Origin of the sequence: Catenulispora subtropica (assembly GCF_039531675.1) — a bacterium.
Classification (GTDB): Bacteria; Actinomycetota; Actinomycetes; order Streptomycetales; family Catenulisporaceae; genus Catenulispora; species Catenulispora subtropica.
The window spans coordinates 25,387-38,867 of sequence record NZ_BAAAQM010000034.1 but is presented as its reverse complement, the minus strand read 5'-3'; the positions used below and the strand labels follow the sequence as shown (position 1 = coordinate 38,867).

5 protein-coding genes and 1 pseudogene are annotated in these 13,481 nt (G+C 73.9%); all 6 read left to right on the top strand.

The window, feature by feature from the left end:
* Positions 1–27: 27 nt before the first annotated feature.
* A complete protein-coding gene (locus ABD466_RS26655) occupies positions 28–903 on the top strand; it encodes a 3-hydroxyacyl-CoA dehydrogenase family protein (protein WP_344659918.1) in 876 nt (291 codons plus the stop codon).
* Positions 900–1,187, top strand: coding sequence for an acyl carrier protein (locus ABD466_RS26650; protein WP_344659917.1), 288 nt, complete (start codon positions 900–902; stop codon positions 1,185–1,187). Before ABD466_RS26655 ends, ABD466_RS26650 begins: the two co-directional genes overlap by 4 nt.
* Positions 1,180–2,292: an acyl-CoA dehydrogenase family protein gene (locus tag ABD466_RS26645; RefSeq protein WP_344659916.1), complete on the top strand. Its 1,113-nt coding sequence runs from the start codon at positions 1,180–1,182 to the stop codon at positions 2,290–2,292. The genes ABD466_RS26650 and ABD466_RS26645 overlap by 8 nt, the downstream gene beginning before the upstream one ends.
* 19 nt (positions 2,293–2,311) lie before the next feature.
* Positions 2,312–3,412, top strand: a complete 1,101-nt coding sequence (locus tag ABD466_RS26640) for an HAD-IIIC family phosphatase (protein WP_344659915.1) — start codon at positions 2,312–2,314, stop codon at positions 3,410–3,412.
* 224 nt (positions 3,413–3,636) lie between these two features.
* Positions 3,637–8,016: pseudogene (locus ABD466_RS44475) on the top strand (beta-ketoacyl synthase N-terminal-like domain-containing protein); the annotation flags it as partial.
* Entirely contained in the window at positions 7,990–13,461 is a 5,472-nt protein-coding gene (locus ABD466_RS44470) for an SDR family NAD(P)-dependent oxidoreductase (RefSeq protein WP_425558746.1), read from the top strand. The pseudogene ABD466_RS44475 and the gene ABD466_RS44470, both read left to right, overlap by 27 nt.
* Positions 13,462–13,481 lie beyond the last annotated feature (20 nt).

Below are 13,481 nucleotides of genomic sequence, written 5' to 3'. Positions count from 1 at the left end.
CATCAAAGACGCAGGGAGGCCCTCTCGATGGGCACTGACCACACTGAAGCCGTCGAACACCGGCTCGCCGTCGTCGGCGCCGGGGTCATGGGCACCAACATCACGACCACGGCCCTCGGCCACGGCGTCGACGTCGTCCTGGTGGACGTCAGCGACGAGGCGCTGGCCGGCGGCCGCCGCAAGATCAAGGAGAAGACGCGGCACGCGCAGCTGATGGGCGCGCTGCCGGCGGACCGGACGCCGGGCACCCTGACCACCACCACCGACCTGGCCGGCGTCGCGGACGCCACGGTCGTGGTGGAGGCGGTCCTGGAGGTCGCCGAGGTCAAGCAGAAGGTGCTGACCGAGGTCGGCCGGATCGTGCGGCCGGGCACCGTGGTCATCTCCAACACCTCGTGCATCCCGATCGACGAGATGGCGAACTGGCTGGAGCGTCCCGAAGAGCTGGTCGGCGTGCACTTCATGAACCCGACCTACCTCATCAAGGCCGTGGAGATGATCCGCGGGCCGCGCACCTCCGAGGCCACCATGGCCGGCGGCAAGGCGCTGCTCTCCCGGATGGGGCGCGAGGGCCTGGTGGTCAACGACAACCCGGGCTTCGTCATCAACTTCCTGCTGCACCCGCTGATCAACAGCGCGGCCAAGCTGGTGGAGCGCGGCGTCGCGGACGTCGAGACCGTCGACAAGCTGCTGGAGGGGTGCCTGGGGCACTCCACCGGCCCGCTGCGCACCGCCGACCTCATCGGCATCGACAACCTCGTCGACTCGCTCGTCGTGCTGCACGAGCGCACCGGCGACGAGAGCTGCAACCCCTGCGAGCTCATGCTCGAGAAAGTCCGCACCGGCGCTCACGGCCGCAAGTCCGGCCGGGGTTTCTACGATTACGGAAAGGTTGTCTCATGACCGTCGATCAGGACACCACCCTGGACGCCCCGGCCATCGAGCAGGCGCTGCTGGCGTTCCTGGCCGAGCAGATCAAGACCGAGGTCGGCCTCGACGAGGACCTGTTCGGCTCCGGCCTGGTCAGCTCCATGTTCGCGATGCAGCTGGTCGTGCACCTGGAGGAGACCTTCGACATCGCGATCATCGGCCCGGAGCTGAAGCTGGAGAACTTCCGGACCGTGACCGCGATGACCGCGCTGGTGCTGCGGCTGCGCGAGCAGCAGGGCTCCGAGACAGATGCCTGAGTCCGTGCTCGCGGCGCGGGCTGTCGTCGGCGACCTCGTCGGCGAGCAGCCCGCGGCCTGGGACCTGGCCGGGGAGCTGCCGATCGAGCTGCTGCGCAAGCTCGGCGGCCTGGGCCTGCTGTGCGCGGAGGTGCCGCAGTCCTTCGGCGGCCTGGGCGCCACCGGCCGGGACAACGGCGAGTTCACCGCCTACGTCGGCGCGCTGGACAGCTCGCTGCGCAGCATCATGACCTCGCAGGGCATCGCCGCCGCCGCGGTGCGCCGGTTCGGCGACCGTGAGCAGCGCAAGCGCTATCTGGCCGAGCTGACCGGCGGCAGACTGGCCGCGGTCGGCTTCAGCGAGCCCGGCGCCGGCAGCGAGCTGGCCGGGATGGGCACCCGCCTGACCGAGGACGGCGACGGGTCGTTCGTCCTGTCCGGCCGCAAGATGTGGGTCACCGGCTCCAGCTACGCCGACTACCTGATGATCGTGGCCCGGCACGGCGACGCGGCGGCCGCGGTGATGGTCCCCACGGACGCGCCCGGTCTGCGCGTCGAGAAGATCCCGGACCCGCTGGGCTGCCGGGCCGCAGGGCACTGCGACGTGTACTTCGACGACGTCCGCCTGCCGGCCTCGGCCGTGCTCGGCGGCGGCGGGCAGTCGCTGCAGCTGCTGTTCACCACGGCGCTGTCCTACGGCCGGATGTCCATCGCCTGGGGCTGCGTCGGGATCCTGCGCGCCTGCCTGCGGGCCGCCTCCGCGCACGCCAAGCGGCGCGCGCAGGCGGGCCGGGTGCTCGCCGACCACCAGCTGGTGCAGCGCCACCTGGCCGAGCTGCTGGTGGCCGAGCGCTCCGCGACCGCCGTGTGCGAGCAGGCCGCCCGGGCCTGGGACGCCAACTCCGCCGAGATGGTGGTCTCCGCGGTGCTGGCCAAGCACTTCGCGGCCGGCGCCGCCGCCCGCGCGGCCGCCTCGGCGGTCCAGGTGCTGGCCTCGGCCGGCGCCCAGGACGGCCACGTGGTGGCGCGGGCCTTCCGCGACGCCAAGTGCATGGAACTCATCGAGGGCACCAACGAGATCTGCCAGCTGGTCCTCGCCCAGCACGCCCTCTCTTCAGTGGACTGAGAAACAAGGAGGACCTCCGGTGTCCGACACGCCGACGCTCGTCAAGTGCCTGGTCTGGGACCTGGACAACACCCTGTGGGACGGCACCATCCTGGAGGACGGCTCGGTCGAGCTGTTCCCCGGCATCAAGGAGCTGATCGTCGAGCTGGACTCCCGCGGGGTGCTGCAGTCGGTGGCCAGCAAGAACGACCACGACTACGCCTGGGCCCGGCTGGAGCAGCTGGGCGTCAGCGAGTACTTCGTGCTGCCGAAGATCGGCTGGGGCCCGAAGTCCGAGTCGGTCACGAGGATCGCCGAGGAGCTGAACTTCGCGCTCAAGACCATCGCCTTCATCGACGACCAGCCGGCCGAGCGCGCCGAGGTCCAGTACCACGCGCCGGAGGTGCGGGTCTTCGAGGCGTCGCGGGCGCTGGAGCTGGCGGGCCTGCCGGACTTCAGCCCCGAAGTGGTCACCGTCGACGCCCGCCGCCGCCGCGAGATGTACCAGGCCGGCTTCAAGCGGGACGCCGAGAAGAGCGAGTTCGCCGGCGCCGACGAGGACTTCCTGCGCACGCTCGACCTCCAGATGATCATCAAGCACGCCGACGGCGAGGACCTGTCCCGGGTCGAGGAGCTGACGCTGCGCACCAGCCAGATGAACGCCACCGGCGTGCACTACGGCGACGCGGCGCTGCGGGCCCTGCTGGCCGACCCGAAGCACGCGGTGCTGACCGTGACCCTGACCGACCGGTTCGGGCCGCACGGCGCGGTGGGCGTGATGCTGCTGGAGTTCTTCCCGGGCGTGTGGAACCTGAAGCTGCTGGCCACCTCGTGCCGCGTGGTGTCGTTCGGCGCCGGCGCGGTGATCCTGAACTGGCTCGTGGACCAGGCCGCCCGGGCCGGCGCGCACCTGGTCGCCGACTTCCGGCGCACCGACCGCAACCGGATGATGGACGTCGCCTACCGGTTCGCCGGCTTCACCGACGACGCCTGCGAGTGCGGCGCCGCCCTCGGCGCGACCGGCGCCGACGACATCAAGCGCCTGCACCTGGTCGCGGAGAACCGGCCCGACCCGACCACGATGACGCTGACCGCACCCGCGCTGGCCGCGCAGTCGCGCCAGGCCGTCGCGGTCGGCTGACCGCGCGCACCCGAGCGGGTCCGCCGCCGACACCACGGGGACGAGGTACACCGGCGCCGAGGTACATCGATATCGAGGTATATCGCCGTCGATGTACCTCGGCCCTCGCCTCCCCGCCCCGTGGGACCGGCCGCCCAGCCCCCAGCCGAGGCAAGAACCCTGATATTTGGAGCGGACAAATGAGCGCGTCCGGAACGTTCCCCACCGCCGAGCCGCTGGCGATCGTGGGCATGGGTTGCCGCTACCCGGGCGGCGTGGGCTCGCCGGAGGACCTGTGGCGGGTCGTGGCGGACGAGCGCGAGGTGCTCTCCGGGTTCCCGGCCGACCGCGGGTGGGACCTGGACGCGCTGGCCGGCCCGGACCCGGAGGCGCCGGGCACGACCTACGCGCGCCGCGGCGGCTTCCTGCCCGGCCTGGCCGACTTCGACGCGGCGTTCTTCGGCGTCTCCCCGCGCGAGGCCCTGGCAATGGACCCGCAGCAGCGCCTGGTCCTGGAGACCGCGTGGGAGGCGCTGGAGCGGGCCGCCGTCGACCCGGCGGCGCTGCGCGGCACCCGCACCGGCGTCTTCGTCGGCGCCGAGCCCAAGGACTACGGCCCCCGCCTGCACACCGCCCCGGCCGGGCTGTCAGGGTACTTGTTCACCGGCACCACCAGCAGCGTCATGTCCGGCCGCGTCGCCTACGCCCTGGGCCTGGAGGGCCCGGCCCTGACCGTCGACACCGCGGCGTCCTCCTCGCTCGTGGCCCTGCACCTGGCCGCCGAGTCCCTGCGCCGCGGCGAGTGCTCGCTGGCCCTGGCCGGCGGCGTGTCGGCGATGGCGACGCCCGGGGCGTTCGTGGCCTTCAGCCGGCTGCGCGGCCTGGCCCCCGACGGCCGCTGCAAGCCCTTCTCCGCCGACGCCGACGGCACCGTGTGGTCCGAGGGCGTCGGCCTGCTGGTGCTGGAGCGGCTCCCGGACGCGGTCGCGAACGGGCACCGCGTCCTGGCTCTGCTCTCCGGCGTCGCCGTGAACAACGACGGCGCCAGCGACGGCCTCACCGCGCCGAGCCCGCGAGCGCAGAGCGCGGTGATCCGCGCGGCGCTCGCCGACGCCGGCCTGACCGCCGCCGACGTGGACGTGGTCGAGGCCCACGGCACCGGCACCCCGCTCGGCGACGCGGTCGAGGCCGAGGCCCTGGCCGCCGTCTACGGCGACCGCGACCGCGACCGCCCGCTGCTGGTCGGCTCGATGAAGGCGAACATCGGGCACACCCTGGCCGCGGCGGGCGTGGCCGGCGTGATCAAGATGGTCATGGCGCTGCGCTACGGCGTCGCCCCGAAGACGCTGAACATCACGACGCCGCACACCGGGATCGACGAGGCGCTGACGCTGCTGACCGAGCAGCGGCGCTGGCCGGCCGGCGACCGGCCGCGCCGGGCCGCGGTGTCCGGGTTCGGGATCAGCGGGACCAACGCGCACGTGATCCTGGAGCAGGCGCCTCCGGCGATCGAGGAGCCCGCCGCCGGATCCACCGGCCGGAAGCGGATTCCGCTCGGGGCCAGCTGGCCGGCGGTGAACGATGAGCACACCCACCACGGCGTCACGGAGCCGGGGGCCGCTGCTTGGCTGGTCTCCGGCCGTACGGCTGAAGGGCTCGCCGGTCAGGCCACCCGGCTCAGCGAGTGGGTCGCCCAACGCTCGAACCTCGACGCGACCGATGTCGCCTGGTCCCTCGCGACCACCCGCTCGGCGCTCGAGCACCGCGCTGTCGTCTTCGCGCCCGAGGGCCTGGAGGCTCTGGCCGCCGGTCAGCCGCACCCGGCCGTGGTCTCCGGTTCCGCGGCGCCCGGCACGCGCAAGGTGGCCTTCGTCTTCCCCGGCCAGGGCAGCCAGTGGGCCGGCATGGGCCGCGAACTGCTCGCCGCCTCCCCGGTCTTCGCCGCCCGCTTCGCCGAGTGCGAGGCCGCGCTCGCGCCGCACATCGACTTCTCCCTCCAGGCGGCCCTGGCCGAGCCGCCGCAGGCTGCTGACATCGTCCAGCCGCTGCTGTGGGCGGTGGCGGTCTCGCTGGCCGAGGTCTGGCGGGCCGCGGGCGTCGAGCCCGCCTCCGTGGTCGGCCACTCGCAGGGCGAGATCGCCGCCGCCACCGTCGCCGGCGTCCTCACCCTTGAGGACGGCGCCCGCGTCGTCGCACTGCGCTCGAAGGCCCTGCGGGCCCTGGCGGGCGCCGGCGGCATGCTCTCCATCGCCGAGCCCGCCGATCGGGTGCGCGAGCGGCTGACCGCGTTCGAGGGGATGTCCGTCGCCGCCGTCAACGGCCCCGCAGCGACGGTCGTCGCCGGTGAGCCGGAAGCGCTGCGAGCCCTCCAAGAGCTCTGCGACGCCGACGAAGTCCGTGCTCGCATGGTCCCCGTCGACTACGCCTCGCACAGTGCGCACGTCGACGCCATCGAGGACGAGATCCGGACCGCGCTCGCCGGCATCACGCCGCGCGCCGCCGCCATACCGCTGGTCTCGGCCATGAGCGGCGAGTGGCTTGAGGGCCCCGAGATGGACGCCGGGTACTGGTACGCCTCGCTGCGCTCCCCGGTCGAGTTCGTCCGCGCCGTCCGCGTGCTGGCCGACTCCGGACACGACACCTTCATCGAGGTCTCCGCCCACCCCGTCCTCGCCACCGCCGTCACCGACACGCTCGAATCCGGGCCGTTCGCGGTCATCGGCACCCTGCGCCGCGACGAGGGCGGCCCGGAACGGCTGCTCGCCTCCCTGGCCGAGGCCCACGTCCACGGCGTCGCCGTCGACTGGCCCGCGCTCCTGCGCCCGGGCCGCCGCGTCGAGCTGCCCACCTACGCCTTCCAGCGTCAGCGGTTCTGGCTCACCGACGACTCGGCGCCCGGCACGGCCACGACCGCCACCCACGTCCCGGAGCCCGTCGAGACCACCCTGCTGCACCGTCAGCTGTCCGGCCTGTCAGAGCTCGAACAAGAGCAGCTGACGCTGGACCTGGTCCGTACGCACGCCGCCGCGATCCTCGGCCACGCCTCGCCGCACGCCGTCGACCCGACGCTCACCTTCAAACAGCTCGGCCTGGACTCGGTCACCGCCGTCGACCTGCGCAACCGCGTCAACGCGGCCACCGGTCTGACCCTGCCGACCACCGTCGTGTTCGATTATTCGACCCCTGTCGCGCTGGCCCGCTTCCTCCGAGCCGAGGCGCTGGGCGGCGGCGACGCCGACCTCGGCGGCGCCGCCGGAGCCGTCGGCGCGAGCACCGCCGACGATCCGATCGCGGTGATCGGCATGAGCTGCCGCCTGCCCGGCGGGGTCGAGAGCCCCGAGGACCTGTGGCACCTGGTCGCCGAGGGCACCTGTGCCATCAGCGAGTTCCCGGCCGACCGGGCCTGGGGCGTGGACCAGGTGACGATGCTGGACGCCGACGGCTCCGGCGGCGCCACCCCGGTCCAGCGCGGCGGCTTCGTCGCCGACGCCGACGAGTTCGACGCCGAGTTCTTCGGCATCAGCCCGCGCGAGGCCCTCACCATGGAGCCGCAACAACGGTTGCTGATGGAGGGCAGCTGGGAAGCGCTGGAGCGGGCCGGCATCGACCCGGTGAGCCTGCGGGGCACCCAGACCGGCGTCTTCACCGGCACCTTCGCCTCCGAGTACGGCGGCGGACTGCCCGGCACGGTCGAGAAGGACTCCGCCGAGACCTACATGCTGACCGGCACCGCGACCTCCGTCGCCTCCGGCCGCGTCTCCTACAACCTCGGCCTGATGGGCCCGGCCGTCACCATGGACACCGCCTGCTCGTCCTCGCTCGTGGCCCTGCACCTGGCCTGCCAGTCGCTGCGCTCCGGCGAGACCGACCTCGCGCTCGTCGGCGGCGCCACCGTGCACGCCACCGCCGGCTGGCTGGCCTGGTTCGCCGCCCAGCGCGGCCTGGCGCCGGACGGCGAGTCCAAGGCCTACTCCGAGAGCGCCGACGGCGTCGGCCTCGCCGAGGGGGTCGGCGTGCTGGTCGTGGAGCGCCTGTCCGACGCGCGCCGCAACGGCCACCGCGTCCTGGCCCTCGTCCGCGGCAGCGCGGTCAACCAGGACGGCGCGTCCAACGGCCTCACCGCCCCCAGCGGCGTCTCCCAGCAGCAGGTGATCCGCGCCGCCCTCGCCAACGCCGCCCTGACCGCCGCCGACGTCGAGGTCGTCGAGGGTCACGGCACCGGCACCCCGCTCGGCGACCCGATCGAGGCCCAGGCGCTGATCGCCACCTACGGCCGGGCCCGCGACGCCGCGCACCCGCTGCTGCTCGGCTCGATCAAGTCCAACATCGGCCACGCCATGGCCGCCGCCGGCGTCGCCGGCATCATCAAGATGGTCGAGGCCATGCGGCACGGCGTGGTGCCCCAGACGCTGCACGTCACCACCCCGAACCCGAAGGTCGACTGGTCGGCCGGCACCGTGCGGCTGGTCACCGCCGCCGAACCCTGGCCGGACGAGGGCCGCCCGCGCCGCTTCGGCATCTCCTCCTTCGGCATCAGCGGCACCAACTCCCACGTCATCCTGGAACAGGCCCCTGAGGAGGACCGCACCGACGCGAACGTGGGTGCCGCGCCGGACCTGGCGGGAGTGCCGGGCGGGCTGTCCGCCGATCTGGACGTCGACCGGAACCTCGCCGCGAACGCCGGGACCGGGAACCCCGAGCCCGACGGCACCCGCCTGGCGGCCTGGCCGATCTCCGGACGCGGCTCCGAGGGCCTGCCGTCCCAGGCCGGCCGTCTGCGCGAATTCGTCCTCGGACATCCCGAGCACACGCCGGCCGACATCGGCTGGTCGCTGGCCTCCACCCGGTCCGCTCTGGAACAGCGGGCCGTGGTCACCGGCACCGGCCGGGAAGAGCTGGCAGCCGGGCTCGCCGCCGTGGCCACCGGCCAGGAGGCCACCGGCGTCGTCACGGGTGTCACCGGCACGCTCGGAGCCCTGGGATTCGTGTTCTCCGGCCAGGGCGCGCAGCGGCTCGGCATGGGCGCCGAACTCTATGCTCAGCACCCTGTCTTCGCCCACGCCTTCGACAAGGTCTGCGCCGAACTCGACAAGCACCTGGAAGGCGTCGAACTGCCCGGCGCCGAGCCCGCGGACGGCGTGCGCTCGGTCTCCAGGGTCTTCCACGGCACCGACGCCGACCTCGTCAACGAGACCGTGTGGGCCCAGTGCGGCCTGTTCGCCGTCGAAGTGTCCCTGTGCGAACTGCTCGCCTCCTGGGGCGTCACCCCGCAACTCGTCGCCGGGCACTCCATCGGCGAGCTCGCCGCCGCCCACGTCGCCGGCGTCTGGTCGCTGCCCGACGCCTGCGCTCTGGTCGCCGCCCGCGGCCGGCTGATGCAGGCCCTGCCCCGCGGCGGCGCCATGGTCGCCATGACGGCCACCGAGGATCAGGTCGCTGCGATCCTTGCCGACTGCGGCGCCGGTGCGGACGGTGCCCCCCTGGTCGCGATCGCCGCGGTCAACGCCGCCGCCTCGGTCGTCGTCTCCGGGGCCGAGGACCAGGTCGACGCCGCCGTCGACCGGCTCTCCGCCGAGGGCGTGCGCTGCAAGCGGCTCCGCGTCTCGCACGCCTTCCACTCCCCGCTGATGGAGCCGATGCTCGCCGAGTTCGGCCGGGTCGCCAGGAGTCTGGAGTACCAGGAGCCGAAGGTGGCGCTGGTGTCCGGCCTCACCGGACAGCCCGTCACCGCCGAGGTCACCGACCCCGCCTACTGGATCCGGCACGTCCGAGAAGCCGTGCGCTTCGGCGACGCCGTCGCCTCGCTGCGCACCGCCGGCGTCCGCACCTTCGTCGAGATCGGACCCGACGCCGCGCTCACCCCGATGGTCACCGCCGCCCCCGGCGAAGCATGGCTGCCGGTGCTGCGGCGCCAGCGGGACGAGGCCGAGACGCTCACCGCGGCGCTGGCCGGACTGTGGGTCCGCGGCGCGGGCGTCGACTGGTCCCGCTTCTACGCCGGCAGCGGCGCGCGCCGCGTCGACCTGCCCACCTACGCCTTCGACCGCAAGCGGTTCTGGATGGCCCGGGCCGGCGGCACCGGCGACATCGCGGGCCTCGGCGTCGCAGGGGCCGAGCACGGTCTGCTCGGCGCGGCCGTGGAGCTGCCCGAAAGCGGCGGGATCGTGCTCACCGGCCGCCTCACCCGCCAGTCGCATCCGTGGCTCGTCGACCACGCCGTGGCCGGAGCGGTGATCGTCCCGGGCACCGCGCTGGTGGAGATGGCGATCCGGGCCGGCGACGAAGTCGGCTGCGGACGCCTGGGCGAACTGGTGATCGAGGCTCCGCTGGTGATCCCGGAGACCGGCGGCGTGCGGGTGCAGGTCTCGGTCGGTGCCGCCGACGACTCCGGAGCCCGCGAAGTCGGCCTCTACGCGCGCGTCGAAGGCGACGGCGTCGACGAACCCTGGATCCGCCACGCCTCCGGCGTCCTCGCCTCCGAGTCCGAACCCGTCGACGACCCCGGCCTGACACAGTGGCCGCCGTCCAACGCCCAGCCGGTCGACCTCGAGGAGTTCTACAGCACGCTGGCCCAAGCAGGGCTCTGCTACGGACCGGTGTTCCAGGGCGTGCGGGCCGCGTGGAAGCGCGACGAGGACGTCTTCGCCGAGGTCGCCCTGCCCGACGGCGCCACCGCCACCGGATTCGGCGTGCACCCGGCGCTGCTCGACGCCGCCCTGCAGACCATCTCGCTGGCCGGCGACGGCTTCGGCGGAACGCCGCAGGTGCCCTTCGCGTGGGCCGACGTCCAGGTCCACGCCGTCGACGCCACCGCGGCCCGGGTGCGCATCGCCCCGGGCCCGGCCGGAGTCCGCGTCGACCTCGCCGACGCCACCGGAGGACTGATCGTCTCCGTGGGCTCGCTGACGATGCGCGAACTGCCCTCGGACACCTTCGATGCCGGAGCCGCCCTGGCCCGCGAAGCCCTGTTCCGCGTCAGCTGGCAGCCCGCCCCGGCGGTAGAGGAGGCGGACGACGCCGAGACCGACGGCACGGGCTGGGCGATCCTCGGGCCCGACCGCGGACTGGACCTGCCGCGGGCCGCGCACTACGCGGACCTGGACGCGCTGACCGCGGCGCTCGCCGACGGCGCTCCGGTGCCGCATACCGTCGTCGCGTTCTGTCAGGCGCCGCCGAAGCCGGACAAGCCCGCGACGAACATCAAGGGCGGCGTGCTCGGCGCGGTCAGCGGGGCCCTGACCGGCGTCGCGAAGGGCGCCGGGATCCAGTCCGTCGCGGGCAAAGTGGCCGACAAGGTTGTGGGCAGCGTGGCCGGCAGCTTCGCCGGGGCGGTGAAGGGTTTCGCGGCCACCGCCCCGAGCGGCGGCGGCGACTACCACGACGCCGCCGGGCTGGCCCGGGGCGTGGTCGTCGGCACGCAGACCCTGGTGCAGGCGTGGCTGAAGGCCGACGGGCTGACGGCGTCGCGGCTGGTGGTCGTGACGCACCGCGCGGTGGACGCCGGGGCCGAGGCCGCGGTGCGGCCGGGGACGGCCGGTGTCTGGGGCCTGATCCGCGTCGCCGCGTCGGAGAACCCGGGCCGGGTCTTCGCCGCCGATGTGGACGACGTCGCGGGCAGCGGGCCCGCGCTGGCCGCCGGACTGGCGGTCGGCGAGGCCGAGTTCGCGGTGCGGGGCGGGCAGATCCGGGTGCCGCGCATGGTGCGCGCCGACAGAGGCCTGACGGTGCCCGAGGGCGTCGCGCCGGGCGGCTGGGCTCTCGGCTACGAGGGCCAGGGCACGCTGGAGTGTCTGCGACTGGTCCCCGCCGACGGCGCCACGGTCGAGCTGGAAGCCGGACAGGTCCGGGTCGGGCTGCGCGCCACCGGGGTGAACTTCAGGGACGTGCTCACCGTGCTCGGCGTCTACCCCGGGCCGCCCGGACCGCTTGGTCTGGAAGGCGCGGGCGTGGTGCTGGAAGTCGGGCCGGGGGTCAGCAAGTTCCGTGTCGGCGACCGCGTGATGGGCCTGTTCACCGGCGGGTTCTCGCCGGTGATCGCCGCCGACACCAGGGCCCTGATTCCAGTCCCGGACGGCTGGACGTTCGCGCAGGCGGCCGGAGCCCCGGTGGCGTTCGCCACCGCGCACTACGCGCTGGTCGAGCTGGCCGGTCTGAGCCGCGGCGAGTCGGTGCTGATCCACGCCGCGGCCGGCGGCGTCGGGAGCGCGGCGGTGCAACTGGCCCGGCACCTCGGCGCCGACGTCTACGGCACCGCGAGCCCGTCGAAGTGGCCGGTGGTGCAGGACCTCGGCGTGACGCCCGAGCACATCGCGTCCTCGCGGACGCTCGACTTCGAGGAGAAGTTCGCCGACCTGACCGGCGGCCGCGGCATCGACGTGGTCCTGAACTCGCTGACCGGTGAGTTCATCGACGCCTCGCTGCGGCTGATGCACCGGGGCGGGCGGTTCGTCGAGATGGGCAAGACGGACCTGCGCGAGCCCGGGACCGTCACCGGCGAGTACGGCGTCTCGTATCAGGCCTTCGACTTGTTGGAGGAGGGCACGGAGAAGATCGGCGCCATCCTGGCCGAACTCGACCCGCTGTTCCGGTCCGGCGTGCTCCACGCGCCGCCGGTCGCGTGCTGGGACGTGCGGCGTGCCGCCGAGGCGTTCCGGTTCCTGAGCCAGGGCTTCAACATCGGCAAGGTCGTGCTGACGCTGCCCGCGGCGGTGCGCACACCCGGCCCGGTGCTGGTCACCGGGGCCTCGGGTGCCCTGGGCGCCCTGGTCGCGCGGCACCTGGCGGCGACCGGACAGGCCGGGGAGCTGATCCTGGCCTCCCGGCGCGGTGCGGACGCCGAGGGCGCCGCGGCGCTGGCCGCCGAGCTCGCCGAGCTGGGGACGGACGTCCGGGTGGCGGCGTGCGACGTCGCCTCCGCCAAGCAGCTGGGCGGGATGTTCACGAAGCTCAAGCAGACCGGGACGCTCGTGCGCGGGGTCGTGCACACCGCGGGTGTGCTGGACGACGCGGTGTTCGGCTCGCTGACGCCGGAGCGGACCGAGGCGGTGCTGCGGCCCAAGCTGGACGGCGCGTGGCACCTGCACGAGGTGACGCGCGATCTGGACCTGGACCTGTTCGTGCTGTTCTCGTCGGTCGCCGGCGTCATCGGATCCGCCGGCCAGGGCAACTACGCGGCCGGGAACACGTTCATGGACGCCCTGGCCGGCTTCCGGCGTCGCAGTGGCCTGCCGGCGGTGTCGATGGCGTGGGGGCCGTGGAAGCTGGAGGACACGGCCGCCGGCGGCATGGCCGGGACGCTGGACAGCGGGCACTGGGACCGGATGGCGCGGCAGGGGCTGGCGCCGCTGTCCGGGCCGGACGGGCTCACGCTGCTGGACGTCGCGGCGGGAGCCTCGGACGCGTTGCTGGTCGCGGCGAAGATGGACCTGGCCCGGCTCGCGCGCCAGGGGACCGACCCGATCCCGATGCTCTCGCAGCTGGTGCGCCGGGGCGGTGGCGCCGGAGCGCGGCGGGCCGCCGGGCGCGGCGGGGCGCAGGCCCAGCAGGGGCTGGCCGAGCGGCTCGCGACGCTCGCGCCGGAGGAGCGGCACGAGGCGCTGCTGCAGATCCTGCGCACGCAGACCGCGCTGGTCCTGGGCATCGGCAACGCCCAGGCGATCCAGACCCACCGGTCCTTCCGCGACCTCGGCTTCGACTCGCTCACCGCGGTCGAGCTGCGCAACCGCCTCACCGCGGCCACCGGCCTGGCGCTCCCGGCCACCATGATCTTCGACTTCCCGACCCCGGACGCCCTGGCCGAGCACATCGCGGCCGAACTGGGCGGCGGCGCCCCGGCCGACGACGACGCCCCGCTGGTGTCGGCGTTCTCCGGACTGGAGAAGGTCGAGTCGTTCCTCGCGAAGATCGTCACCGACACGTCGGCCCGCGGGCGGCTGGAGACGCGGCTGCGCGGCATCCTGACCGCGCTCGGCGCCGGCGAGGAGGGGGCCGGCGCCTCGGTCGCCGACCAGATCCAGGACGCGGACGACGACGACATCTTCGACTTCATCGACAACCAGCTCGGCATCTGAGCCGGGCCCGGCACGGCGCA

What these genes read in the sequence shown, in the direction of transcription:
- ABD466_RS26655 (WP_344659918.1), top strand. Translation starts at nt 28, where the DNA reads ATGGGCACTGACCACACTGAAGCCGTCGAACACCGGCTCGCCGTCGTC.
- ABD466_RS26650 (WP_344659917.1), top strand. Translation starts at nt 900, where the DNA reads ATGACCGTCGATCAGGACACCACCCTGGACGCCCCGGCCATCGAGCAG.
- ABD466_RS26645 (WP_344659916.1), top strand. Translation starts at nt 1,180, where the DNA reads ATGCCTGAGTCCGTGCTCGCGGCGCGGGCTGTCGTCGGCGACCTCGTC.